This is a genomic window from Bacillus sp. FSL K6-0993 (assembly GCF_037977205.1).
GTDB lineage: Bacteria > Bacillota > Bacilli > Bacillales > Bacillaceae > Bacillus > Bacillus subtilis.
Genome location: NZ_CP150275.1, coordinates 3,559,996 through 3,583,718 on the forward strand (window position 1 = coordinate 3,559,996; position 23,723 = coordinate 3,583,718).

The following is a 23,723-nucleotide window of genomic DNA, read 5'->3' on the forward strand; positions in this document are numbered from 1 at the left end:
ATGAGGAAATCAGAGCATAAACTGACATTTATGCAGACGCTCATTATGATCAGCAGCACACTGATCGGTGCCGGGGTCCTAACCCTTCCCCGCTCAGCTGCCGAAACCGGCAGTCCGAGCGGATGGCTTATGATACTGCTGCAGGGCGTTATTTTTATTATCATTGTTCTGCTTTTTTTGCCTTTCCTTCAAAAAAACAGCGGAAAAACTCTTTTTAAGCTCAACAGCATGGTAGCTGGAAAATTCATCGGCTTTCTATTGAATTTATATATCTGTCTATATTTCATTGGGATTGTTTGCTTTCAAGCTCGGATTTTGGGAGAGGTTGTCGGATTCTTTTTGTTGAAAAACACGCCAATGGCAGTTGTGGTGTTTATATTTCTTGCAGTTGCCATCTATCATGTAGGCGGAGGCGTTTATTCAATTGCAAAAGTATACGCTTATATTTTTCCTATAACCCTTATTATTTTTATGATGCTTCTGATGTTCAGCTTTCGCTTGTTCCAGTTCGATTTTATCCGGCCTGTTTTTGAGGGAGGCTATCAAAGTTTTTTCTCTTTATTCCCTAAAACACTATTATATTTCTCAGGATTTGAAATCATTTTTTATCTCGTCCCATTTATGAGAGATCCGAAGCAAGCGAAAAAGGCTGTTGCTTTTGGGATCGGGACTTCTACAGTGTTCTACAGCATTACTTTGTTCATTGTGATTGGCTGTATGACTGTGGCTGAGGCAAAAACTGTGACATGGCCGACCATTTCCCTCATCCACGCATTAGAGGTTCCGGGTATTTTTATTGAACGATTTGATCTGTTTTTACAGCTGACCTGGACAGCTCAGCAATTTACCTGTATGCTCGGATCCTTCAAAGGCGCCCATATCGGGTTAACGGAAATCTTTCATCTAAAAAATAAAAACAATGCTTGGCTGCTGACTGCAATGCTGGTTGCGACGTTTTTCATAACGATGTATCCCAAGGACTTGAATGACGTGTTTTATTACGGGACGCTTCTTGGATATGCTTTCTTAATTGTGATTGCAATTCCATTCTTCGTCTGGCTTTTAAGCTGGGTACAGAAAAAACTTGGGAGGGGTCAGCTGCAATGAAAACAGCAACAAAACTCGCAGTCATGTTTCTTATGCTGCAGGTTCTCTGCGGGTGCTGGGATGTCAAAAATATTGAGAAACTATCCTTCGCCAGAGGGCTGGCGATCGATGAGACAGATGATCACCAGTACAAACTGACGTATCAAAACCTTCTTCCCCAAACCGAAGACAGCCAAGCATCCGGAAAACCCGAATTTGTCAATGTGACGTCCTACGGGAAAACGATCCTGGAAGCAGTCAGTGATGTATCCATCAAGGACCCTCCTGTTTATAGCGATCATTTAAAAGTGATTCTTTTGGGAGAAAAACTGATGAAGAATCAAAATGTAGACCAAGTCTTCAACCACTTTATCCGGGATGATGAGCTACGGCGAAGCAGCTATTTGATGGCAGCCAGAGGGAATGCAGCTGATGTTTTCACAAAAGGAAACCCCAATCAGCAGCAGCCGATGCCCTCAGAAAAACTGATTGATTTGACAACTCACAGCGGATATAACGGTAAGATTATGATACCGCTGCGCATCGGCAGAGCATCTATATACTCTCAGAACGGGTACAGTTATCTTATTCAAGCCGTGAAAAACCAAAAGGGAAAAGCCAAGTATGACGGTGCAGGCGTTATCAAAAGAGGCAGCAATAAACTTGTTGGGTTTCTTTCAGCTGATGAAACCCAGACACTGACATGGGTCATGGGGACGATCCAAGGCGGTGTCATGCCAACGACAGATAAAGGACATCCGATTACGTTTGAACTCAAAAAGTCAAAAACGAAAATTAAGCCGATCATTGAAAACGGAAAGCCTGTCTTTCAGATTTCTGTTAAAACGAAGGGCATCCTGACAGAAGACCAAAACCCGAATGAAAACTCCTTTAGCAAAAGATATTTGCACAGGCTGGAGAACATTTTTGAGAAAAAGCTTGAACGAGATGTAAAGCAGGTGATGGATAAACTGCAGCACGAGTATAAAACCGATCCGGTCTTTTTATCAGACCACATAAGGATTCAACACCCTGACTACTGGAATAAAGTAAAAGGACATTGGGATGAAATATTTTCTGAGGCTGATTTTAAGTACGATATTTCTTTTAAAATCATTAACTTTGGAACGGTGGGAAAGTAAGCAATCAAAAGGGTGCGCATGATCGCGCACCCTTTTTTATGTCCCAACAGTCTGCTGTTTTCCGGCCGATCCTCCCTGTCCGTTTTTGTCCCGTAAATCCTGCTCAATTTCTTCAAGGCTTTTTCCCTTTGTCTCTGTCACTTTAAATCGGACAAATAAGAACGCCATGATACCGATCGCGGCATAAATCAGGAATAAATAACTGATTCCGATCGCTTCCATTAATATTGGATAGGTTAGTGAAACAATCAGTGTCCCAACGTGCAACATTAAGGTCGAAACACCGGTCCCGATTCCTCTGACGTGAAGCGGGAACAATTCAGGAAGCATCACCCACACAACCGGTCCCCAGCTGACCGCAAAGACAACGATAAACACGCCTAAACAAATGACGGTCGTCCATGAGGCAGCCGGAGTGTTATCGAAAAAGAGATTTACTAAAGCGAGAACGATCAAGCTGATCACCATGCCCGCATTCCCGAATAGCAGTAATGGCTTTCTTCCAATCTTGTCGATGATTTTAATCGCTACTAATGTCATGACAACATTGACTGTGCCGATTCCGACCGTGCCTAAAATCGAAGCGGAGTTTCCGAATCCGACGTTTGTAAAGGTCTTTGGCGCATAGTAGATGATCGTATTCGTTCCGATAAATTGCTGCAAAAATGCCAATCCCAAACCTGCAATAAGCGCTGGGCGCACCCATGGATCGAACAACTCCTTCAGGCCGCCTTCATCCTGCTTTTCCGCTTCTTTTATATCATGTATTTCCTGATCAATATCTTTTGTGCCACGCAATTTCTCAAGAATTTTCTTCGCTTTGCTTTCTTCGCCATTCGTGAACAGCCAGCGCGGGCTCTCTGGCATAAACAAAATGCCAATGAGCAAGAGCAATGACGGCACAGCTGCCAATCCAAGCATCCAGCGCCACGCTTCGGCATCGGCAAATATGTAATTGACAATGTAAGAAAGAAGGATGCCGACCGTGATCATCAGCTGATTCAGCGATGACAGCGCCCCGCGTTTATGTTTTGGCGCCAGTTCAGATAAATAAAGCGGCACGATTGTCGTCGATGTTCCGACTGCAAGTCCCAAAATGATGCGAAACAGCACCATGACTCCCGTATTTGGGGCCAGTGCCACACCAAGACCGCCTATACAAAACAGCAGCGCGGCCGCCATAATTGCTTTTTTTCTTCCGAAACGGTCAGTCAGCTTACCAGCCGCTCCTGAGCCTAATATCGCCCCAACCAGTAAGGAGCTGACAACAAGACCTTCTGTAAACGCGTTTAAGCCTAACTCCTTTTTCATAAATAAAATAGCTCCGGAAATCACTCCGGTATCATAGCCATATAACGCGCCTCCAAGAGCTCCGAAAAAATAAAGCCATATATTTGACTGCTTTTTCATAAAGATGACTCCCTTTCTCCATCAGCTGCAATGACATTGTCTGTGGGATTTTTTTAGAAATCTTTTAGCCTCTTTTTCCGGCCATTAAACCTTTTTATTTTGCTGATCATAAGTTTTCCAATCATTTACTTGTATTTTTTTCAATGTCGCCGAAACATTTTACCTGCTGTGGCGTCCAATATAAGGTGATTCAGCACATCATCGTTATCAATTTTCAAAAACAAGAACTTATAAATATAGGAATATTTATCGAAAAATGTCTTTCGGGGAGTTGCCCCATGGCAAATAGAATGGTACGCTTCAAATATTAAAGAAACGTGAGGTATTGATATATGGAAGAACGATCACAGCGCAGAAAGAAAAAAAGAAAACTAAAAAAATGGGTGAAAGTCGTTGCCGGATTAATGGCTTTTTTAGTCATTGCGGCAGGCTCTGTCGGCGCCTATGCTTTTGTAAAGCTGAACAATGCTTCTAAAGAAGCTCATGTCAGCCTTGCACGCGGAGAACAATCTGTAAAACGGATCAAAGAATTTGATCCTGGAAAAGATTCTTTTTCTGTATTGCTCTTAGGAATTGATGCCAGGGAGAAAAACGGCGAGACCGTCGATCAGGCAAGAAGTGACGCGAATGTGCTGGTTACATTTAATCGGAAAGAAAAAACAGCTAAAATGCTGAGCATTCCGCGTGACGCCTATGTAAACATCCCAGGCCACGGGTATGATAAATTCACACATGCTCACGCTTACGGCGGCGTTGACTTGACTGTGAAAACAGTTGAAGAAATGCTGGATATTCCCGTCGATTATGTCGTAGAAAGCAATTTCACGGCTTTTGAAGACGTCGTAAACGAGTTAAATGGCGTCAAAGTAACTGTAAAAAGCGATAAAGTCATTCAGCAAATCAAAAAAGATACAAAAGGTAAAGTCGTCCTTCAAAAAGGAACACATACGCTTGATGGGGAAGAAGCGCTCGCTTACGTAAGAACACGTAAAGCGGACAGTGACCTTTTACGCGGGCAAAGACAAATGGAAGTGCTGAGCGCCATTATAGATAAATCAAAATCATTGAGCTCAATTCCGGCTTATGATGATATTGTGGATACGATGGGGCAAAATTTAAAAATGAACTTATCTCTTAAAGATGCCATCGGCCTGTTCCCGTTCATCACTTCATTGAAATCAGTTGAGTCTATTCAGCTGACGGGTTATGATTATGAACCTGCCGGAGTTTATTATTTCAAATTGAATCAGCAAAAGCTGCAGGAAGTTAAAGAAGAGCTGCAAAACGATTTAGGTGTATAATGAACGGGATGGCGATTACGCCATCCCGTTTTACATATTTCCTTATTGAAAATTATCAAAGTAACGATTAGCCTTAATTTATATGGATTATGTTTCACAGGCAAGCTGAACATACTACACGAAGCAGCTTCATTTTTAAGGAGGTTCCCCTACATATGAAATGTATTGCGATTGATCTAGACGGAACATTACTGAATAAAGAAAGCGTCATTTCTGCGGAAAACAGAGAGGCGATCAAGCGGGCCGTTGATGCCGGCATTCTCGTCACCATTTGCACGGGAAGAGCGACATTTGATGTAAAAGCGCTGCTGGATGACTTAGACATCCCTATCATTGCAGCTAATGGCGGTACGATCCATGACACGGGTTACCGTTTGATCAGCCGGACATTAATGGATCAGGAAGCCGGTAAAGCGATTGCTGATTACTTACTTTCAAAAAACATTTACTTTGAGGTATATACAGATGACCATCTGCTTTCTCCTTTTGACGGCGAAGCTAAGCTGCACGCGGAGCTTGACATTCTAAAGAGCGCAAACCCAAACGAGCAGACGGATGAATTGTGGCAAGGAGCCATGACTCAATTCAAACAGTTTGGCATTAAACCAATCCCTCATATCGAATCGGTTTTTGACGGCGGTGAAAACATTTATAAGCTTCTTTGCTTCTCCTTTGATATGGACAAGCTGAAACAAGCGAAGGAAGAACTGAAGCATCATAAAAAACTGGCGCAAACCTCTTCAGGAAAACATATTATCGAAATCCTGCCGGCCTCGTCAGGAAAAGGACGCGCGTTAACAAAGCTGGCTGATCTATACGGAATTGAAACACAGGATATCTATGCGATCGGCGATAGTCCAAACGATTTGTCCATGTTTGAAGTCGCCGGACACCGTATCGCCATGGAAAATGCGATTGATGAATTAAAAGAAAAAAGCACCTTTGTCACAAAAAGCAATGACGAAAATGGTGTGGCCTACTTTATAGACCAGCTTCTTTCAGGGCAATATGCATAAAGAAAAGACTCCAGAGATTGGAGTCTTTTTCTTTTATTGCACCCGTATACTTCCTGCGTATTTATCCTTCCAATATGTGCTCGTGTTCATATTGGTAATGGTCACGCCGTTTGATAATGTGACATGAACAACTTGTCCGTTTCCGATATAGATGGAGGGATTTAAACTTGTTGATTGAAAGAACACAATGTCTCCCGGCTTCAGGTCCGCCTTCTCAATCTTAGTTCCGGCATTGTACTGGCTTGTTGCGTATCGAGGCAGGGAAATGCCGGCTGCTTTCTGGTATACATATTGGACAAATCCAGCTGTATCAAATCCTGTCTCAGGTGTTACTCCGCCCTGTTTGTAAGGTACTTCACCGACATAAAGCGTCGCTTCGGAAACAATCGGATTTTCTTTCGGGATTGTCAGGTTGTCAAATCGGCGAATACCCGTCATCTTCGATTTCCAGTAATCTTCTGACAAATAGGAAATGGTTACTTTTTCTGACCGGCTCGCCTGAATGAACCTGCCTGCGCCCGCATAAATGCCTGCATGTGAAATTCCCGTTTTATACGTATTGCTGAAATAGATGACATCACCAGGCTTTATGTTCTGAGGGGCTACCTTCTCGCCCACTGCCCACTGCTGTTCGGCTGATCGCGGCAGATAAATGCCGAGTGCCTGTTGAAACACATATTGCACAAGCCCCGAGCAATCAAAGCCCTCTGACGGCGTGCTTCCGCCAAACACATATGGGACACCGATATATTTTTCGGCCTCCTGAACGACAGGAACATCAGCCGTTTCCGGATCGGCAGCGATTCGTCTCGCCCCGATATAAGTTCCGTTCCAATAGCTGCTTTTTTTGTAATTGGTGATGATAACCCCTTTTGACTGTGTACTGTGAACCATTTGGCCGTCTCCGATATAAAGGGCGTCATGTGTCGGAACAGTGCCGGTGCTTCCCTCTTTCTTGAAAAACAAAATATCACCCGGCTTCAGGTTTTCCGGTTTTACAGCTGTTCCGATTTTATACTGGTCGTTTACAGATCTCGGCAGATGAATATCAGCCTTACTGAACACATATTGTATCAATCCTGATGGATCGAAACCCGCTTTCGGCGTTTCCCCGCCATATTTATACTGATATCCAAGCAGTTTTTTTGCTTCACTGACAATCAATTCTGATGATGTATCAGCTTCCGCAATCTCCGCTTTTGTCATAATTGGAACCAAAAAACAAATGATAACCGCCACAAGCAAAAACTTCTTCCAGTTTGCCAGTGTGTTCACTTTTACTATCTCCTCCTCTTTTTGCAGTTTTAACATCGGTATTTTTTTGAATATGTTAAGAGACTTTTTAATATTTTTACAGAATGAATATGCTGGGCAAATAAAAAGAGAGTGTCTCATCAGACACTCTCTTTTTTGAATTATTTATTGGCGTTTACCGGTTCTTCCTGCTGTTGGATTTTATTCATTTCCATATCAATCTTCTGTTTTTCCTGATCTGTCAGCTGATCATTGAATTTAAAAGCTGACATAAACATGAACACGATGGCTACGGCAACAAACGGCCAGATGGCTTTGACAAATTTCATCTTTATCACTCCGTTTATTTAGATTTTAGTTTGTCACTATGATCAATATCAAACGTCAGTTTTCCGTCTTCTACTTTCCAAGCGAAATTAGAGTCTTTCGTCAGTTCGCGAATAATGGTTTTCTGTTTAAGGCTGTCTTTTTTCACAGGTGCAGGTGTCGCTTCATGGATATCGATCGGTGTCACTTCAAAGCGGCCTGTTCCATTTTTCTTCAGGTGATACTGAACCAGTGCACTGTCTCTTGTTCTCGTCCAGCCTTGGTCAAAGACAAAGTTGCCGAGGCTGTAGAAAATGACGGTTCCGTTATATACTTCAATCGGTTCTAAGACGTGCGGGTGATGGCCGACGATGATGTCAGCTCCCGCATCAGACATGGCTCTTGCAAGCTGGCGCTGGCGGTCGTTTGGATCATTGTCATACTCTTGGCCCCAGTGTGACTGCACAACAACGATGTCCGCATGTTTTTTCGCTTCTGAAATCATAGGGATGAAGATTTCAGGATCTGCGGGCAGCACGCCCGGCGTATTCTTTTTAGCCGCGAAACCTTTCCCGGACACATCGGTAAAGCCAAGCGTCGCAATCGTTACCCCGTTGACTTTCTGATACGAAATTTTCTTTTTCGCATCACTTAAGCTGTATCCCGCTCCAACGATATCAAGGTTTTGCTTCGCAAATTCTCCAAGCGTATCTTTCATGCCCTGAACGCCGTAATCCATTGCGTGGTTGTTTGCGCTGTTGAGAACCGTGAAATTCATATCCTTCAACACTTTCACTGATTCCTTATTCGTCTGCAGATGAATCTCTTTATCTGCTTGTTTATAATTCTTTTGATAGGTTACCGGGTTTTCAAAGTTTCCTGCTACATAATCCGAGGCTCTAAAGATCGGTTCAACATATTGAAAAATACTGTCTGCCCCTTTTTGCTCCGTTACTTTTTCAACATAGCGTCCCATCATAATATCGCCTACAAATGAGGCTGAGAGTACGTCGTCAGAATACGTTTTGACCTTCGGCGTTTCCGCTTTTCCCGCCCACATGAAAGCGAACATAAGGACAAAAACGATCGGAATGGCGATAAATACGTGCTTATTGGTTTTCTTTTTTTGCTGTTTTGTCAGCTTTAGCAGCTTTTCATGAAAGCTCAGTTCTTTTTTCATCGTTTGACACACCTTACATTAAATTAAGTAGTAAACAAACATGATAGCAAAGGTCGCTCCGCTCAATAGCAGCGTGCTTCCGAACGTAATGGTTAAACCTTGTTTCTGAATGGTATTGGCAATTAAACCTGGCACGATGATGCCGATTCCTCGAAATTCTGCGATTTCAAATGGTACAATCGGGTATAGAAAATCAAACGCGATTTTTAGGACGATCCCTGTTATCAGCATGGCAGCGAATTTTCTGCGTCCGTACAAAATCATAAATTTGGATAAACCGTATTTCACAATAACATAAGTGAGCAAGCTCACTAGCAAAACAAGTAAAATAAAGACCGGCTGATTAAACACAAGTCCTAAATATCCCGGTACAACAAGTCCTGCCGGCACGATCCCTGTTTTTTCCGCAAAAATTAAACTGAGTAGTACACCTAAAATTAGTGCGATGTATAAATCTGATCCGAACATGTCTGCATTTCCCCCTAGCTTACGAGCTGCTTAACCTTGTATTCGTGGATTTTTTCAATTAAAGGCTCTGCGGCACCATGAATATTGCCGACGCCATATATGACACGGTTGTGCATTCTTTTCTTTAACAATTCCATAATTTCATCTGTTGACTTATACTCTAGATCATGCAGTTTGTCTGCAGGAATTTTGCCTTCTTCGTAGGCTTTTACGATCGGTTCTGTTGTTTCACCGATTAAGATCAGTTCACTTGCTTCAATATAAGGCAATACGTCATTTGCGAATTGCTGTGTCCGATCGACACGGTCTGCGCGGCAGTTCATGATGATGATCGGATCATCGGTCGGGTAACCGATTTCTTTTACACGTTTCCATATATTCAAAGTAGAAGAAGCGTCGTTTGCGGCAAACCCATTAACAAAGTGCCCAGGCTCGCTCGGACTGATCAGCGGAAGAATTCTCATTGCTCCCGGATCTGGCGGCGCATTCAGCATTCCCTTAAATGCTGTTTCTTCGTCAATGCCGAGTGCTTGAGCCACACCCAGCGCCAGAGAAGCGTTATCAGGGAATACCATGTATTCAAATTTACGTAAATACTCATCTGTAATTTTTGAGTTATCAGCAATGATGACTTTTGTGTTTCGTTCTTTTGCTTTTTGTTTAAAGAACTCGGTATATTCACTATCTGTAATGACAAGATGGCCATTATAAGGAATTGTAGCGGTAAACGCTTCTGCAATTTCATCAAGCGTCGGCCCCATGACATCCATATGGTCTTCTAAAACATTCACAATGACGCCGATATTGGCCTGCAGAAGTTCTTCCTGAAAGATGATTTGATAATCTGGGTTAACAGCCATGCATTCGCTGACAATCGCGTTAGCCCCTCTATCTACTGTTTCTCTCATGACTTCTTTTTGCTCTCCGATATTCGGCCCCTGAGGTTTCCGTTTAATCGGCTTTTCCTCCGGTGTGTCCCAGTAAATCATTCTTGCATCTGTTCCTGTTGTTTTTCCAACAGTCTTGTAACCGGCTTCTATTAATATTCCGGTTGTCAGCCTTGTCACAGTCGATTTTCCTCGGATGCCGTTAATATTCACCCGAACAGGGAGGGCATCAATGTTTTTCTGATGTCGTCGTTTTTCTAATATTCCGATGACCAGTATGACAGCACAGGCTATAATGAGTAACCACATTGCTTTTCGACATCTCCTTCTATATTGTTGTAAATTCATTCATCAGTATATAGAATCACTATGAATTCTCAATCGGCATTATGTAACATAATCTTCCCTAATCGACTAAGCCAAACTTCTCGTTTGAAAGAGATTTTATACCTACAAACTGTTTTCTATTTTTGGAAAACAGCAGGACTTATACCTTATCACTTTTTTAAAAAATCGAAGAGAATGCGCTTTCATTTTTCTCCTGATATCCTTCTGGACGTATAGTCACATCCTGCTGTTTGTATTTAATATGCATTTCAAATCAATCTTTTTTTCAGCCTGTGTTATCAAGCATCTCCTGCTATCATGCGTGTTTCCGGTTCTTATGAACACAAAATAGTTTTATCCTGTTTCTTAAGGACAAGGTCATAATGTCATCCTTTCTGCATGGAATAAGCAATATTAGGCCCATTCCAAAATGACTAAGGAGGTTCGAGATGAAAACGCTAAACATACGAGTCCGAATTCTCTAACATAATTAAACATTTTCTGGGATGATAGTCTTTTCTGTTTCTCACCATTTACAGGTCTAAACGCATGACTTTGAAACAATTTTAATAAAACTTAATATTTGTTCATGAAATCTTCATCCATATTTGTGAAGACTTTGTCAAAAAAAGAGTGAAAACCTTAAATTTTTCAATTATATATACAATTTACAAGTAGATTTCTTTTGATATTTTTATTGCCAACTTCGGATTGTTCATGATAATCTATCTATGTAAACGGTTACATAAGCAAGGAGGAGCTGTTTTGGCTACAATTAAAGATGTCGCCGGAGCGGCGGGCGTTTCAGTTGCGACGGTTTCCCGCGTCCTGAATGATAACGGCTATGTACACGAAGAAACGCGAACGCGTGTCATAGCGGCGATGGCGAAGCTGAACTATTACCCGAACGAAGTCGCCAGATCTCTATATAAAAGAGAATCCCGACTGATCGGACTTTTGCTCCCGGATATCACAAACCCTTTCTTCCCCCAGCTTGCCCGCGGTGCGGAGGATGAATTGAACCGGGAAGGCTATCGCCTTATTTTCGGCAACAGTGACGAGGAATTGAAAAAAGAACTTGAATACCTTCAAACCTTTAAACAAAATCATGTCGCAGGCATTATTGCCGCAACGAATTACCCGGATCTCGAGGAATACAGCGGCATGAATTATCCAGTTGTTTTTCTGGACAGAACACTAGAAGGAGCCCCTTCTGTGTCCAGTGACGGTTATAAAGGAGGAAAGTTAGCCGCCAAGGCTATCATTCACGGAAAAAGCCAGCGCATTACACTCTTGAGAGGACCCGCTCACCTGCCGACCGCTCAAGACCGCTTTAACGGCGCTTTGGAAATCTTAAAGCAGGCTGAAGTTGAGTTTCAGGTCATTGAGACGGCTTCATTTTCAATTAAAGATGCACAATCGATGGCGAAGGAGCTGTTTGCCGCTTATCCAGCGACAGATGGTGTGATCGCGAGTAATGATATTCAAGCCGCTGCCGTTTTACATGAAGCATTGCGGCGCGGAAAAAACGTGCCGGAGGACATTCAAATTATCGGCTATGATGACATTCCGCAAAGCGGACTTCTGTTCCCGCCACTTTCTACAATTAGACAGCCTGCATATGATATGGGGAAAGAAGCTGCCAAACTGCTTTTGGGTATCATCAAAAAACAGCCGCTGGCAGAAACGGCAATTCAAATGCCTGTCACCTATATAGGAAGAAAGACGACAAGAAAGGAAGATTAAGATGCGTAATATTTGTGTGATTGGTAGCTGTTCTATGGATTTAGTGGTCACCTCGGACAAACGCCCAAAAGCCGGTGAAACGGTTCTTGGCACGTCCTTTCAGACTGTGCCGGGCGGCAAAGGAGCAAATCAGGCCGTTGCCGCAGCCAGACTTGGGGCTCAAGTGTTTATGGTCGGCAAGGTTGGAGACGATCATTATGGAACAGTTATTTTGAATAATCTAAAAGCTAACGGCGTTCGCACTGACTATATGGAACCGGTTACACATACGGAAAGCGGAACCGCTCATATTGTGCTTGCTGAAGGTGATAACAGCATTGTCGTTGTCAAAGGCGCGAACGATGACATCACCCCAGCGTATGCGTTAAACGCGCTCGAACAGATTGAAAAGGTCGATATGGTGCTGATTCAGCAGGAAATCCCAGAAGAGACGGTTGATGAGGTGTGCAAATACTGCCATTCTCACGATATCCCGATCATGCTAAACCCGGCACCGGCCCGCCCGCTCAAGCAGGAAACAATTGATCACGCCACCTATCTGACGCCGAATGAACACGAGGCATCGATTTTATTCCCTGAGCTTACCATTTCTGAAGCTCTGGCGCTTTATCCGGCAAAGCTCTTTATTACAGAAGGAAAACAAGGCGTCCGCTATTCGGCTGGCAGCAAAGAAGTGCTCATCCCGTCCTTTCCTGTTGAGCCCGTTGATACAACCGGAGCCGGTGATACGTTTAACGCAGCATTTGCCGTGGCCCTGGCTGAGGGAAAAGACATTGAAGCCGCATTGCGGTTTGCCAACCGTGCCGCTTCCCTTTCTGTCTGTTCCTTCGGTGCCCAAGGCGGAATGCCGACAAGAAATGAAGTAGAGGAGCTGCTGTCATGAAAAAACACGGTATGCTGAACAGCCATCTTGCCAAGATTTTAGCCGACCTTGGCCACACTGATAAAATTGTCATCGCGGATGCCGGACTGCCTGTTCCCGACGGCGTTTTGAAAATTGATCTTTCACTGAAGCCGGGCCTTCCGGCTTTCCAAGATACAGCGGCAGTACTGGCTGAGGAAATGGCGGTCGAAAAAGTCATTGCTGCAGCTGAAATAAAAGCATCCAATCAGGACAATGCGAGATTTCTAGAAAATCTTTTCTCTGAACAAGAGATTGAATACCTTTCTCATGAGGAGTTTAAGCTGCTGACAAATGAAGCAAAGGCAGTCATAAGAACAGGAGAATTCACACCATATGCCAACTGCATCCTGCAGGCGGGTGTGCTTTTCTAGAAAGGAGGATGAAACATGCAGATTGAAATGAAAGACATTCATAAAGCATTCGGAAAAAACCAGGTGCTGTCAGGCGTTTCCTTTCAGCTCGTGCCTGGCGAGGTACATGCATTGATGGGAGAAAACGGCGCCGGCAAGTCCACGCTTATGAACATTTTGACAGGCCTGCACAAAGCAGATAAAGGTCAAATCAGCATAAACGGAAACGAAACGTATTTTTCCAATCCAAAAGAAGCGGAACAGCATGGAATAGCCTTTATCCATCAGGAATTGAATATCTGGCCGGAAATGACCGTTCTTGAGAATCTATTTATCGGTAAAGAGATATCCTCCAAGCTGGGCGTTTTACAAACAAGAAAAATGAAAGCGCTAGCAAAAGAGCAATTTGACAAACTCTCCGTCTCTCTTTCTCTTGATCAAGAAGCCGGCGAATGTTCCGTCGGACAGCAGCAAATGATCGAAATCGCAAAAGCGCTTATGACAAATGCCGAGGTAATCATTATGGATGAACCGACCGCAGCGTTGACTGAACGCGAAATCAGCAAGCTTTTTGAGGTCATTACAGCGTTAAAAAAGAACGGCGTCTCCATTGTCTATATTTCGCACCGCATGGAAGAAATTTTTGCGATTTGCGACAGAATTACCATCATGCGTGACGGAAAAACGGTAGATACAACAAACATCTCAGAAACTGATTTTGATGAAGTCGTCAAAAAAATGGTCGGACGGGAGCTGACTGAACGATATCCAAAACGCACTCCTTCTCTCGGTGACAAAGTATTCGAGGTGAAAAATGCCTCCGTAAAAGGGAGTTTTGAAGATGTCAGCTTTTATGTTCGTTCCGGTGAGATCGTCGGTGTTTCAGGATTAATGGGAGCTGGCCGGACAGAAATGATGAGAGCGCTGTTCGGCGTTGACAGGCTGGACACGGGTGAGATATGGATCGCTGGGAAAAAAACGGCTATTAAGAACCCGCAGGAAGCCGTGAAAAAAGGTCTCGGCTTTATTACAGAGAATCGCAAGGATGAAGGGCTTCTGCTCGACACCTCGATCCGCGAAAATATTGCCCTGCCCAATCTGTCCAGCTTCTCACCAAAGGGTCTCATTGATTACAAGCGGGAGGCTGAATTTGTCGATCTGTTAATCAAACGCCTCACTATCAAAACAGCATCACCGGAAACGCACGCACGCCATTTATCAGGAGGAAACCAGCAAAAAGTGGTGATAGCCAAGTGGATCGGCATCGGACCGAAAGTGCTTATCTTGGATGAGCCAACCAGAGGTGTGGATGTTGGCGCCAAACGAGAGATTTATACGCTGATGAATGAGCTGACCGAACGCGGCGTCGCTATCATCATGGTGTCATCAGAGCTGCCTGAAATTCTGGGAATGAGCGATCGGATTATCGTTGTCCATGAAGGCAGAATCAGCGGAGAGATCCATGCACGAGAAGCAACACAAGAACGAATTATGACACTTGCCACGGGAGGGCGGTAATATGAAAACGGAGCAACTGCAAACAGAACAAAAACGGATTCACTTCGACGGAGTCATGCAAAAACTCGGCCCGTTTCTTGGTTTATTTATTCTCGTTATCATTGTATCTATTTTAAATCCCAGCTTTCTTGAACCGCTGAATATTTTAAACCTGCTTCGCCAGGTCGCCATTAACGGATTAATCGCGTTCGGGATGACCTTTGTCATTTTGACAGGCGGCATTGATCTTTCTGTCGGCGCTATTCTTGCCCTGTCCAGTGCTTTAGTTGCGGGGATGATTGTGTCCGGTGTCGATCCGGTTCTCGCGATCATCCTTGGCTGTATCATTGGTGCCGTACTAGGCATGATCAACGGATTATTGATTACTAAAGGAAAAATGGCGCCCTTTATCGCCACGCTTGCGACCATGACTGTGTTTCGCGGACTGACGCTAGTGTATACAGATGGAAATCCGATTACTGGACTTGGCACAAACTTCGCTTTTCAGATGTTCGGACGCGGTTACTTTTTAGGCATTCCTGTACCGGCGATTACGATGGTTCTTGCCTTTGTCATCCTTTGGGTGCTTCTTCATAAAACACCATTCGGACGCCGAACGTACGCTATCGGCGGCAACGAAAAAGCCGCGCTCATTTCAGGCATCAAAGTGACGCGCGTGAAAGTGATGATCTATTCTTTAGCCGGGCTTTTATCCGCTCTTGCAGGTGCCATATTGACTTCCCGCCTGCATTCGGCCCAGCCGACTGCGGGGGAATCGTACGAACTTGATGCTATCGCGGCAGTCGTCTTAGGCGGGACAAGTCTTTCCGGCGGCCGAGGACGCATTGTCGGCACGTTAATCGGGGTGCTGATCATCGGCACACTTAATAACGGACTTAATCTGCTTGGCGTCTCATCATTTTATCAGCTGGTTGTCAAAGGGATTGTTATCTTAATTGCGGTATTATTAGACCGCAAGAAGTCAGCTTAGGAGGGTTTTCACATGAAAAAGGCTGTATCCGTCATTTTAACGTTATCATTATTTTTGTTAACCGCCTGTTCGCTTGAGCCTCCCCAATGGGCAAAGCCGTCAAACTCGGGGAACAAAAAGGAATTCACCATTGGCTTGTCCGTCTCAACGCTTAATAATCCTTTTTTTGTCTCATTAAAAAAGGGTATCGAAAAAGAAGCTAAAAAACGGGGAATGAAAGTCATCATTGTTGATGCACAAAATGATTCATCGAAACAGACGAGTGACGTGGAAGATTTAATTCAGCAAGGTGTTGATGCATTATTAATCAACCCGACTGATTCTTCGGCGATCTCAACGGCAGTAGAATCTGCAAACGCAGTCGGTGTGCCCGTCGTAACAATCGATCGATCTGCCGAACAAGGAAAAGTTGAAACCCTCGTTGCTTCCGATAATGTAAAGGGCGGTGAAATGGCCGCGGCGTTTATTGCCGACAAACTTGGAAAAGGAGCAAAGGTGGCAGAGCTTGAAGGCGTCCCCGGCGCATCTGCCACACGGGAACGCGGCTCAGGATTCCATAACATCGCAGACCAAAAGCTCCAAGTTGTCACAAAACAATCAGCTGACTTTGACCGCACGAAAGGCCTGACTGTCATGGAAAACCTGCTGCAGGGACATCCTGATATCCAAGCTGTTTTTGCTCACAACGATGAAATGGCGCTCGGTGCTCTCGAGGCAATTAACAGTTCGGGGAAAGACATATTGGTGATCGGTTTTGACGGCAATAAAGATGCGCTCGCTTCCATTAAAGATGGAAAGCTGTCAGCCACCGTCGCTCAGCAGCCTGAGTTAATCGGTAAACTGGCTACAGAAGCAGCAGATGATATTTTGCACGGAAAAAAAGTGCAAAAAACAATATCCGCGCCTCTCAAACTAGAAACACAAAAATAATTGTCACGGGATCAGATTTTTATCTGATCCTTTTTCATGTTTAGGAACCTGCGATAACGTGAATAGGGATATAGAATGAATTATTTCTCTTACGTGAGGAGAGGAACGGCATGAACAAACCAACAAAAATATTTTCAACATTAGCACTTGCGGCTGGAATGACTGCGGCTACTGCAGGGGGCGCTGGAACGATCCATGCTCAACAGCCAGAAACAACGGTAAGCATTGATGATTTATACAGTTATCCGATTGATTCTTATTTGGTATCAGCAGAGGCTCTAAATGTCAGAACGAAGCCTTCCGCATCAAGCCAGAAAGCCGATACGCTGCACTTAGGAGATAGCCTAAAGCTGATTTCCTTCTCAAATGCTGACTGGGCAAAGGTTCAGTATAAAAACGGAAAGATAGGGTTTGTATCCACTCATTACATTGTAAAAGCAGCGACAACGGTAAAAACCAAAACAAAAACAAAAGTATATACATCCGCTGATGGAAAGTGCATTAAGACTCTTCCAGCAGACACAAGCGTTTCTTTTTTAGGCTGGAGTAAAACGAATAAAGGCGGTTTTGATTTTGATTGGGTATTCGTTGATTACGGCGGTGCGACAGGTTATATGAAAACAAAGGATTTACACATGACAAAATAACTGAGAGGGATTCCGTATTTATGCGGAATCCCTTTTATTATGAATGGATTTGTCACATTCCCAAGATATTTCTCAGGAAATATTGTCGTATGCTGTGTCGAAACCTTACATGATCATCGACATTTTTGTTCACGCTAAAAAGCGGAGGTGTAAATATGGATCAATTTGAAGCAGCATATGAATCGTATAAAGCCCGGCAAACAACTGTCGATCAAGAAAATGTTCCATCTGGAAAAGAAGAAATTATTGCGGTTAGAAGAAATGAGGAAGACAATATTATCGCAGTGAAAACCAATACAGGAAGAGAGCTCGACTACCCTACCGCGCTGTCAGAAGCAAAAGCAGGAAAACTCGCTCATGTTGATGTCTTCCATAAATACGGGCGTGACATTTTGCGAAGTGAACCGGACGGCATTAAGGAAAATAACCTGTCTGAGCTGCCGGATTTTTAAGCAAATACAGCCCTGCCGTATGTTGGACAGGGCTGTATTTTAAACAAAAGGCTGCTGGATGTATTCGGCTAACCGTTTTGCACTGAGAGAAATATCCTCTGCAGCTGCATAATTCACGCCATAGAACACATATGGAGGCAGATACTTCATGCCGATCAGATTACTCGTAGCCTGAAATGGTTTCAATAGCTCACTGATCGAGTAATGATTTGCTCCGCCCGCTTGATATTTTTCCGCTTCGCTCCCTGTTGATACAGCCAGCATCAGCTCCTTCCCATGCAAGGCATTTCCTTCTGAACCAAAAGCCCAGCCGTAAGTCAGCACAAGATCCTGCCATTTTTTCAAGAGCGGCGGAGAGCTGTACCAATATAGCGGGAATTGAAAGACAATCCGATCGTATTCCTCGCACAGCTGCTGTTCCTTCGCAACATCTATTTCTTCATCCGGGTATTCCTTATAAAGATCCCGTACTGTGATATTGTCATGTTTACTCAATTCCTCAGCCCACGCCTTATTAACAACTGAGGTCTCCATATGAGGATGCACTGCCAAAACCAATATTTTCATCAGACCACACCTTTACTGTTTTGATGTTATTTTATCTAAAATCAGGAAAAGAGCCAAATAAAAAGAAAGCCCTGCTAAAAGGGGCTTTCTTTTTTTCTTTTATTCAGGGCTTCCTTCAGTTGTTTCGATATCTTTCGCAAAATCAGGGTTATCCAGATTCGCATTAAAGAAATCCGCTGTGTTCGGAAGTCTGAGATTCATGTTCATTTTTTGAGAAATCGTAACCGTGCAATCCTCAAGCACATAGTCAAAAACGTGTCCGCCTGAATTGCGTCCTTCGTCAATGAAGTGCAGGTGATAGCCAGAAACGGCGATTCCGTTTGCATAAGCTGGTGTCAAGAAACCTACGATCGTTCCTCTCACGTTGTCGAAGTTGAAAATCGGCTGTGTTTTGACCGCTTCAACCATTGGCACGTAAGGTTTTTCTTGAATTTCTACCGTTCTTGTCTGCACCTTTTTAAACAATCCGTCAATACGAATTGCATAAAATAAGTTTCTGCTTGGCAGCATGCTGTTGATCTCTTTTTCAAAGTCTTCGCGTGTCATTTTCGCATCAATTTTGTGCGTCATGTCCGGTGTAAAGAACGTAAATGAACAGAACGGAGAACGATCCCCGTTTTGGACCGGTGTCGCAGTTCCATCTGAACGGAGACGGTAAAATTCGCCGTCAAACCCAATCAGCTCTCCGTCAAGCTTGTTAAAGGTTCCGATACCGAAGTCTCCATATTTCGGAATCTCTGACAGTTCAAAATCCCCGTCATATACTCCGTCTAATAGAGAAGTCATTGTTGATACTTGATAAATCTGGCTCACAGGCTGATCTTTTTGACCGCGGCTGAGCACTTGAATGTTGCTTTCTCGTTTCATATTCCCTTCACTCCTTTTATTTAGTGCTGTTCATAAAACAGTGTCGTGATGCGCAGAGTGCTAGAGAGCTTTCGTTTTCATGAGTTCACCGAATTCTTTCGGAAGCTTGTCACTTGCTAAATTAATGTTATCACTGTAGTCAACCGGGACATCAATGATGACAGGACCTTCAGCGTTCATGCCTTGACGCAGAACATCTGCCAGCTGGTCTGGTGATTCTACGCGCAAGCCAGTTGCTCCGAAGCTTTCCGCATACTTCACGATATCGATATTTCCGAAATCGACCGCAGATGTACGGTTATATTTTTTCAATTGCTGGAATGCAACCATGTCATATGTGCTGTCGTTCCATACAATGTGTACAATTGGTGCTTTTAGTCGAACCGCTGTCTCTAATTCCATTGCTGAGAATAAGAAACCGCCGTCACCAGAGACAGAAACCACTTTTTCTCCCGGTTTCACCAATGAAGCGCCGATTGCCCAAGGAAGCGCAACGCCGAGTGTTTGCATACCGTTACTGATCATTAATGTTAACGGCTCGTAGCTGCGGAAATAACGTGACATCCAAATGGCGTGCGAACCGATATCGCAAGTTACTGTAACATGATCATCGACTACATTACGCAACTCTTTAACGATTTCAAGAGGGTGCGCTCTGTCTGATTTCCAATCTGCAGGCACCTGCTCACCTTCATGCATATATTGTTTTAAATCAGAAAGGATTTTCTGCTCACGCTCTGCAAATTCCACTTTTACAGCATCGTGTTCGATATGATTGATCGTGGACGGAATGTCACCGATCAATTCAAGATCAGGCTGGTAAGCATGATCAATGTCAGCGATAATTTCGTCTAAATGGATAATTGTCCGGGCTCCATTGACATTCCAGAATTTCGGATCATATTCAATTGGGTCATAGCCGATCGTCAGAACGACATCTGCCTGCTCTAGCAGCAAATCGCCAGGCTGGTTGCGGAACAAACCGATACGGCCAAAATACTGATCCTCTAAATCTCTCGAAAGGGTACCGGCAGCTTGATATGTTTCAACAAATGGAAGCTGAACCTTTTTCAAAAGCTTGCGAACCGCTTTAATTGCTTCCGGTCTTCCGCCTTTCATGCCGACCAAAACGACAGGAAGTTTTGCTGTTTGGATCTTTGCAATGGCCGCACTGATTGCATCATCTGCTGCAGGACCGAGTTTTGGCGCTGCAACAGCACGCACGTTTTTCGTATTTGTGACTTCATTCACAACATCTTGCGGAAAGCTCACAAAAGCGGCCCCAGCCTGCCCTGCTGACGCTATCCTAAATGCATTTGTAACAGCTTCCGGTATATTTTTTACATCTTGAACTTCTACACTGTATTTTGTAATCGGCTGGAATAGCGCCGCATTATCCAAAGATTGATGTGTCCGTTTTAAACGATCTGCACGGATCACGTTTCCAGCAAGCGCAACGACAGGGTCTCCTTCAGTGTTCGCTGTCAGCAGACCTGTTGCCAAGTTCGAGGCACCCGGTCCTGATGTGACTAACACGACTCCCGGTTTTCCAGTTAAACGGCCGACTGCTTGGGCCATGAATGCTGCGTTTTGTTCGTGCCGGGCAACGATAATTTCAGGTCCTTTATCTTGTAAAGCGTCAAATACCGCATCAATTTTTGCACCTGGAATGCCAAATACATGTGTGACACCTTGCTCCACCAAGCAATCAACAACAAGCTCCGCCCCTCTGTTTTTCACAAGGGATTTTTGTTCTTTTGTTGCTTTTGTCAACACCCTCACTCCTTATTATGCATTTTAAACGTAAAATTTTAAATATCTTGTGATAAGTTTCACTATACACTCTTTGGAAATTGACCTCCAATATCGATTCGCCTTATGATTAATATGTAATACGAATTATTAACCTATGGAAAGGAATGCATATTGAATGGAGCTTCGCCATCTTCAATACTTTATCGCAGTAGCCGAAGAGCTTCATTTCGGAAAGGCTGCCCGGCGGCTGAACATGACGCAGCCTCCTCTCAGCCAGCAGATCAAACAGCTGGAGGAAGAAGTCGGAGTTACGCTTCTGAAAAGGACAAAACGATTTGTCGAGCTTACCGCAGCAGGAGAAATCTTTTTAAATCATTGCCGGATGGCATTGATGCAAATCGGACAAGGAATTGAACTGGCACAGCGGACGGCCCGCGGCGAGCAAGGCCTTCTCGTAATCGGTTTTGTCGGATCAGCTACATATGAATTTCTGCCGCCGATTGTCCGGGAATATCGTAAAAAATTCCCATCTGTGAAAATAGAACTGCGTGAAATATCCTCGTCTAGGCAGCAGGAGGAGCTACTAAAGGGCAACATTGATATTGGTATACTTCATCCTCCCTTACAGCATACAGCTTTACATATCGAAACCGCCCAAAGCAGCCCTTGTGTTTTAGCTTTGCCTAAGCAACACCCATTGACTTCTAAGGAATCAATTACGATTGAGGATTTAAGAGATGAACCAATTATTACTGTTGCTAAAGAAGCATGGCCTACTCTATACATGGATTTTATTCAGTTCTGTGAACAAGCGGGCTTCAGACCCAACATTGTCCAGGAAGCCACAGAATATCAAATGGTGATTGGTTTAGTCAGTGCCGGAATTGGTATGACATTTGTTCCTTCCTCAGCCAAAAAATTATTTAATTTGGATGTTACTTATCGAAAAATGGACCAAATACAGCTTAATGCAGAATGGGTTATTGCTTACCGCAAAGACAATCATAATCCGCTTATAAAGCATTTTATTCATATTTCAAATTGTCAGCAGACAAGAACTAAAGAGAGTGATGCAGGTACATGAACGATACTTGCAATCTCTTTTTTCTTTTGGGTTTCTTATGGAAATTTTATTAATTTAATATAATCGCTTAGTACAACTTTATATCAGTATACGTATACATACAGTACAAATAGTTGGCAAGGACATTAGTAAGCGCAGGACATTAGTTTGATTTTAAAAATGAAAGATAGAGAGGTGAAGTAAATTATTGAGTTCACCGGCATATTCACATTGCTCGCTTTTTTCGTAACAATGATTTTTATTTTCTGGAGACCAAAAGGACTAAATGAAGCTATCCCCGCCACATTTGGCGCTTTAATGGTTTTATTGTGCGGAAGTGTGTCATTGGCAGACTTAGGGGAAATCGGAACAAAAGTCACGGGTGCATCGGTTACAATCCTTGCCACTATGATTATGGCCATTGCACTAGAAAGCTTTGGTTTCTTTTATTGGGTGGCTGCAAAACTGCTCCAACAATCCAAGGGTTCAGGCATCAAGCTTTTTTGGCTAACCAATTTGCTCTGCTTTCTCATGACCATTTTCCTGAATAATGATGGGAGCATTTTGATCACAACTCCAATCCTTTTGCTTGTACTAAAATATTTAGGTTTAAAAAAACATCAAAAAGCCCCATATTTATTAAGCGGTGTTTTAATAGCCACAGCCTCTAGCGCACCGATTGGCGTAAGTAATATTGTTAATTTAATTTCTCTCAAAATAATTGGAATGGATCTATATCTTCACACTGCCATGATGTTTGTCCCTAGTATGATGGGACTCATTTTTATGACTTGTCTACTGTTTATGTTCTTTTATAAACGTCTTCCCAAGAACCTGCCAGATATACCGAGCCATTTTCAGTCTCTGCGGCATAGAAGGTACCATCCTCTTCATTCGCCATCAGCTCCTTTACCAGAACAAAATCAAACAAAAATCATGTTGTTTGTGCTTGCATTTGTTTTTCTCGTCAGAATGAGTCTATTTGCAGCATCATATACCGGTATTTCTGTTCCTCTAGTCGCTGTCATCGGATCTTTTATCCTGTTGAGCTGGAGATGGATTTATTTCAAAACCTCCCCAAGAGACTTGTTATATAAATCGCCTTGGCACATTTTTATATTCGCTTTTACTATGTATGTCTTAATTTATGGTCTGCATAATATTGGATTCACTGAGTTACTTGTGAATTATTTTGAACCCGTGGTTTCTGGAAGCCTCGCCCATGCAACTTTCGCATCAGGTATCTCTACTTCTGTTTTTTCTAATCTCTTTAACAATCATCCAGCGTTAATGATCAGTACTTTTACCTTAACTGAAATGACCCTGAATCCTTCAACAACAAAAATCATCTACTTGGCAAATATTATCGGCAGTGATATCGGTTCATTATTATTACCTATGGGAACCTTAGCAACGCTTATTTGGATGCATATATTAAAACAGCATGATGAAAGCATTTCATGGGGCGAATATATAAAAACGACCATTATCATCATTCCGCTGACTGTTCTTTTTACGTTAACATGTTTATATTTTTGGATCAGTTGGTTATTTCTTTAGCACAGTATGAAACGAAA

At 43.3% G+C, this 23,723-nt stretch carries 23 protein-coding genes; 14 read left to right on the plus strand and 9 right to left on the minus strand.

The features are described 5' to 3' along the window. Together gerBB and gerBC are read left to right on the plus strand one after the other, a co-directional pair. On the plus strand, positions 1–1,107 hold the full coding sequence (gene gerBB / locus MHH79_RS18420; RefSeq protein ID WP_340034800.1) for a spore germination protein GerBB: 1,107 nt from the start codon (positions 1–3) through the stop codon (positions 1,105–1,107). Next, positions 1,104–2,228 (plus strand): spore germination protein GerBC, encoded by a 1,125-nt coding sequence (gerBC, locus tag MHH79_RS18425; protein WP_100505901.1) that lies wholly within the window; start codon positions 1,104–1,106, stop codon positions 2,226–2,228. Before gerBB ends, gerBC begins: the two co-directional genes overlap by 4 nt. A 36-nt stretch (positions 2,229–2,264) precedes the next feature. Here the strand turns inward: gerBC and MHH79_RS18430 are convergent, their stop codons facing one another. Then, complete coding sequence (locus MHH79_RS18430) at positions 2,265–3,638, minus strand: sugar porter family MFS transporter (RefSeq protein WP_100505902.1); 1,374 nt, start codon at positions 3,636–3,638, stop codon at positions 2,265–2,267. Between the two features lie 332 nt (positions 3,639–3,970). Between MHH79_RS18430 and tagT the strand changes: the two genes are divergently transcribed. Both tagT and ywtE read left to right on the plus strand, forming a co-directional pair. Then, positions 3,971–4,939 carry a polyisoprenyl-teichoic acid--peptidoglycan teichoic acid transferase TagT gene (gene tagT / locus MHH79_RS18435; RefSeq protein ID WP_014478157.1) on the plus strand — a complete coding sequence of 323 codons (969 nt, stop codon included), beginning with the start codon at positions 3,971–3,973 and terminating at the stop codon, positions 4,937–4,939. 155 nt (positions 4,940–5,094) lie between these two features. After that, complete coding sequence (ywtE, locus tag MHH79_RS18440; protein ID WP_015384822.1) at positions 5,095–5,955, plus strand: 5-amino-6-(5-phospho-D-ribitylamino)uracil phosphatase YwtE; 861 nt, start codon at positions 5,095–5,097, stop codon at positions 5,953–5,955. A gap of 33 nt (positions 5,956–5,988) precedes the next feature. Here ywtE and pgdS read toward each other — a convergent pair whose 3' ends face one another. The 5 genes from pgdS to pgsB form a co-directional block, all read right to left on the minus strand. Further along, the gene (gene pgdS, locus MHH79_RS18445; protein WP_251217476.1) at positions 5,989–7,230 is read right to left on the minus strand and encodes a gamma-DL-glutamyl hydrolase; all 1,242 of its coding nucleotides are present in this window, start codon (positions 7,228–7,230) and stop codon (positions 5,989–5,991) included. 140 nt (positions 7,231–7,370) lie between these two features. Continuing rightward, a complete protein-coding gene (gene edmS, locus MHH79_RS18450) occupies positions 7,371–7,538 on the minus strand; it encodes an extrachromosomal elements maintenance protein EdmS (RefSeq protein ID WP_003227896.1) in 168 nt (55 codons plus the stop codon). 14 nt (positions 7,539–7,552) lie between these two features. Continuing rightward, on the minus strand, positions 7,553–8,695 hold the full coding sequence (gene pgsA, locus MHH79_RS18455; RefSeq protein WP_003243306.1) for a capsular polyglutamate synthetase PgsA: 1,143 nt from the start codon (positions 8,693–8,695) through the stop codon (positions 7,553–7,555). Positions 8,696–8,713: 18 nt separating this feature from the next. Continuing rightward, a complete protein-coding gene (gene pgsC, locus MHH79_RS18460; RefSeq protein WP_003227889.1) occupies positions 8,714–9,163 on the minus strand; it encodes a poly-gamma-glutamate biosynthesis protein PgsC in 450 nt (149 codons plus the stop codon). Between the two features lie 14 nt (positions 9,164–9,177). Then, positions 9,178–10,359: a poly-gamma-glutamate synthase PgsB gene (gene pgsB, locus MHH79_RS18465; protein ID WP_014478160.1), complete on the minus strand. Its 1,182-nt coding sequence runs from the start codon at positions 10,357–10,359 to the stop codon at positions 9,178–9,180. Positions 10,360–11,142: 783 nt separating this feature from the next. Here pgsB and MHH79_RS18470 point away from each other — a divergent pair. The 8 genes from MHH79_RS18470 to MHH79_RS18505 all read left to right on the plus strand — a co-directional run bounded on the left by MHH79_RS18470 (position 11,143) and on the right by MHH79_RS18505 (position 17,894). After that, a complete protein-coding gene (locus MHH79_RS18470; protein ID WP_015483783.1) occupies positions 11,143–12,123 on the plus strand; it encodes a LacI family DNA-binding transcriptional regulator in 981 nt (326 codons plus the stop codon). Between the two features lies 1 nt (position 12,124). Then, entirely contained in the window at positions 12,125–13,006 is an 882-nt protein-coding gene (gene rbsK / locus MHH79_RS18475; RefSeq protein ID WP_340034801.1) for a ribokinase, read from the plus strand. After that, positions 13,003–13,398, plus strand: a complete 396-nt coding sequence (gene rbsD, locus MHH79_RS18480; protein ID WP_015384827.1) for a D-ribose pyranase — start codon at positions 13,003–13,005, stop codon at positions 13,396–13,398. The genes rbsK and rbsD overlap by 4 nt, the downstream gene beginning before the upstream one ends. 15 nt (positions 13,399–13,413) lie before the next feature. Then, a complete protein-coding gene (gene rbsA / locus MHH79_RS18485; RefSeq protein WP_015384828.1) occupies positions 13,414–14,895 on the plus strand; it encodes a ribose ABC transporter ATP-binding protein RbsA in 1,482 nt (493 codons plus the stop codon). Between the two features lies 1 nt (position 14,896). Further along, the gene (gene rbsC / locus MHH79_RS18490; protein WP_015483786.1) at positions 14,897–15,865 is read left to right on the plus strand and encodes a ribose ABC transporter permease RbsC; all 969 of its coding nucleotides are present in this window, start codon (positions 14,897–14,899) and stop codon (positions 15,863–15,865) included. A 12-nt stretch (positions 15,866–15,877) separates the two neighbouring features. Then, entirely contained in the window at positions 15,878–16,795 is a 918-nt protein-coding gene (rbsB, locus tag MHH79_RS18495; RefSeq protein WP_024572245.1) for a ribose ABC transporter substrate-binding protein RbsB, read from the plus strand. Between the two features lie 110 nt (positions 16,796–16,905). Beyond that, complete coding sequence (locus tag MHH79_RS18500) at positions 16,906–17,442, plus strand: SH3 domain-containing protein (protein WP_100505904.1); 537 nt, start codon at positions 16,906–16,908, stop codon at positions 17,440–17,442. Positions 17,443–17,597: 155 nt separating this feature from the next. Further along, entirely contained in the window at positions 17,598–17,894 is a 297-nt protein-coding gene (locus MHH79_RS18505) for a DUF3892 domain-containing protein (protein WP_015384831.1), read from the plus strand. 39 nt (positions 17,895–17,933) lie between these two features. On the opposite strand, the gene MHH79_RS18510 is transcribed toward MHH79_RS18505, so the two are convergent. From MHH79_RS18510 to alsS, 3 genes are all read right to left on the minus strand, one after another. Further along, the gene (locus MHH79_RS18510; RefSeq protein ID WP_063334775.1) at positions 17,934–18,461 is read right to left on the minus strand and encodes an NAD(P)H-dependent oxidoreductase; all 528 of its coding nucleotides are present in this window, start codon (positions 18,459–18,461) and stop codon (positions 17,934–17,936) included. A 99-nt stretch (positions 18,462–18,560) separates the two neighbouring features. Next, positions 18,561–19,328, minus strand: a complete 768-nt coding sequence (budA, locus tag MHH79_RS18515) for an acetolactate decarboxylase (protein ID WP_340034803.1) — start codon at positions 19,326–19,328, stop codon at positions 18,561–18,563. Between the two features lie 60 nt (positions 19,329–19,388). Next, the gene (gene alsS, locus MHH79_RS18520; protein WP_047183300.1) at positions 19,389–21,101 is read right to left on the minus strand and encodes an acetolactate synthase AlsS; all 1,713 of its coding nucleotides are present in this window, start codon (positions 21,099–21,101) and stop codon (positions 19,389–19,391) included. Positions 21,102–21,258: 157 nt separating this feature from the next. Here alsS and alsR point away from each other — a divergent pair, with 157 nt between their 5' ends. Together alsR and MHH79_RS18530 are read left to right on the plus strand one after the other, a co-directional pair. Further along, positions 21,259–22,167: an acetoin biosynthesis transcriptional regulator AlsR gene (gene alsR, locus MHH79_RS18525; RefSeq protein WP_003227859.1), complete on the plus strand. Its 909-nt coding sequence runs from the start codon at positions 21,259–21,261 to the stop codon at positions 22,165–22,167. Between the two features lie 210 nt (positions 22,168–22,377). Further along, entirely contained in the window at positions 22,378–23,706 is a 1,329-nt protein-coding gene (locus MHH79_RS18530) for an arsenic transporter (RefSeq protein ID WP_080344233.1), read from the plus strand. Positions 23,707–23,723: the final 17 nt, after the last annotated feature.

What these genes read in the sequence shown, in the direction of transcription:
- edmS (WP_003227896.1), bottom strand. Translation starts at nt 7,538, where the DNA reads ATGAAATTTGTCAAAGCCATCTGGCCGTTTGTTGCCGTAGCCATCGTG.
- tagT (WP_014478157.1), top strand. Translation starts at nt 3,971, where the DNA reads ATGGAAGAACGATCACAGCGCAGAAAGAAAAAAAGAAAACTAAAAAAA.
- MHH79_RS18505 (WP_015384831.1), top strand. Translation starts at nt 17,598, where the DNA reads ATGGATCAATTTGAAGCAGCATATGAATCGTATAAAGCCCGGCAAACA.
- pgsC (WP_003227889.1), bottom strand. Translation starts at nt 9,163, where the DNA reads ATGTTCGGATCAGATTTATACATCGCACTAATTTTAGGTGTACTACTC.
- MHH79_RS18510 (WP_063334775.1), bottom strand. Translation starts at nt 18,461, where the DNA reads ATGAAAATATTGGTTTTGGCAGTGCATCCTCATATGGAGACCTCAGTT.
- MHH79_RS18430 (WP_100505902.1), bottom strand. Translation starts at nt 3,638, where the DNA reads ATGAAAAAGCAGTCAAATATATGGCTTTATTTTTTCGGAGCTCTTGGA.
- pgsA (WP_003243306.1), bottom strand. Translation starts at nt 8,695, where the DNA reads ATGAAAAAAGAACTGAGCTTTCATGAAAAGCTGCTAAAGCTGACAAAA.
- rbsC (WP_015483786.1), top strand. Translation starts at nt 14,897, where the DNA reads ATGAAAACGGAGCAACTGCAAACAGAACAAAAACGGATTCACTTCGAC.
- pgsB (WP_014478160.1), bottom strand. Translation starts at nt 10,359, where the DNA reads ATGTGGTTACTCATTATAGCCTGTGCTGTCATACTGGTCATCGGAATA.
- budA (WP_340034803.1), bottom strand. Translation starts at nt 19,328, where the DNA reads ATGAAACGAGAAAGCAACATTCAAGTGCTCAGCCGCGGTCAAAAAGAT.
- rbsA (WP_015384828.1), top strand. Translation starts at nt 13,414, where the DNA reads ATGCAGATTGAAATGAAAGACATTCATAAAGCATTCGGAAAAAACCAG.
- alsR (WP_003227859.1), top strand. Translation starts at nt 21,259, where the DNA reads ATGGAGCTTCGCCATCTTCAATACTTTATCGCAGTAGCCGAAGAGCTT.
- MHH79_RS18500 (WP_100505904.1), top strand. Translation starts at nt 16,906, where the DNA reads ATGAACAAACCAACAAAAATATTTTCAACATTAGCACTTGCGGCTGGA.
- ywtE (WP_015384822.1), top strand. Translation starts at nt 5,095, where the DNA reads ATGAAATGTATTGCGATTGATCTAGACGGAACATTACTGAATAAAGAA.
- rbsK (WP_340034801.1), top strand. Translation starts at nt 12,125, where the DNA reads ATGCGTAATATTTGTGTGATTGGTAGCTGTTCTATGGATTTAGTGGTC.
- rbsB (WP_024572245.1), top strand. Translation starts at nt 15,878, where the DNA reads ATGAAAAAGGCTGTATCCGTCATTTTAACGTTATCATTATTTTTGTTA.
- gerBC (WP_100505901.1), top strand. Translation starts at nt 1,104, where the DNA reads ATGAAAACAGCAACAAAACTCGCAGTCATGTTTCTTATGCTGCAGGTT.
- gerBB (WP_340034800.1), top strand. Translation starts at nt 1, where the DNA reads ATGAGGAAATCAGAGCATAAACTGACATTTATGCAGACGCTCATTATG.
- rbsD (WP_015384827.1), top strand. Translation starts at nt 13,003, where the DNA reads ATGAAAAAACACGGTATGCTGAACAGCCATCTTGCCAAGATTTTAGCC.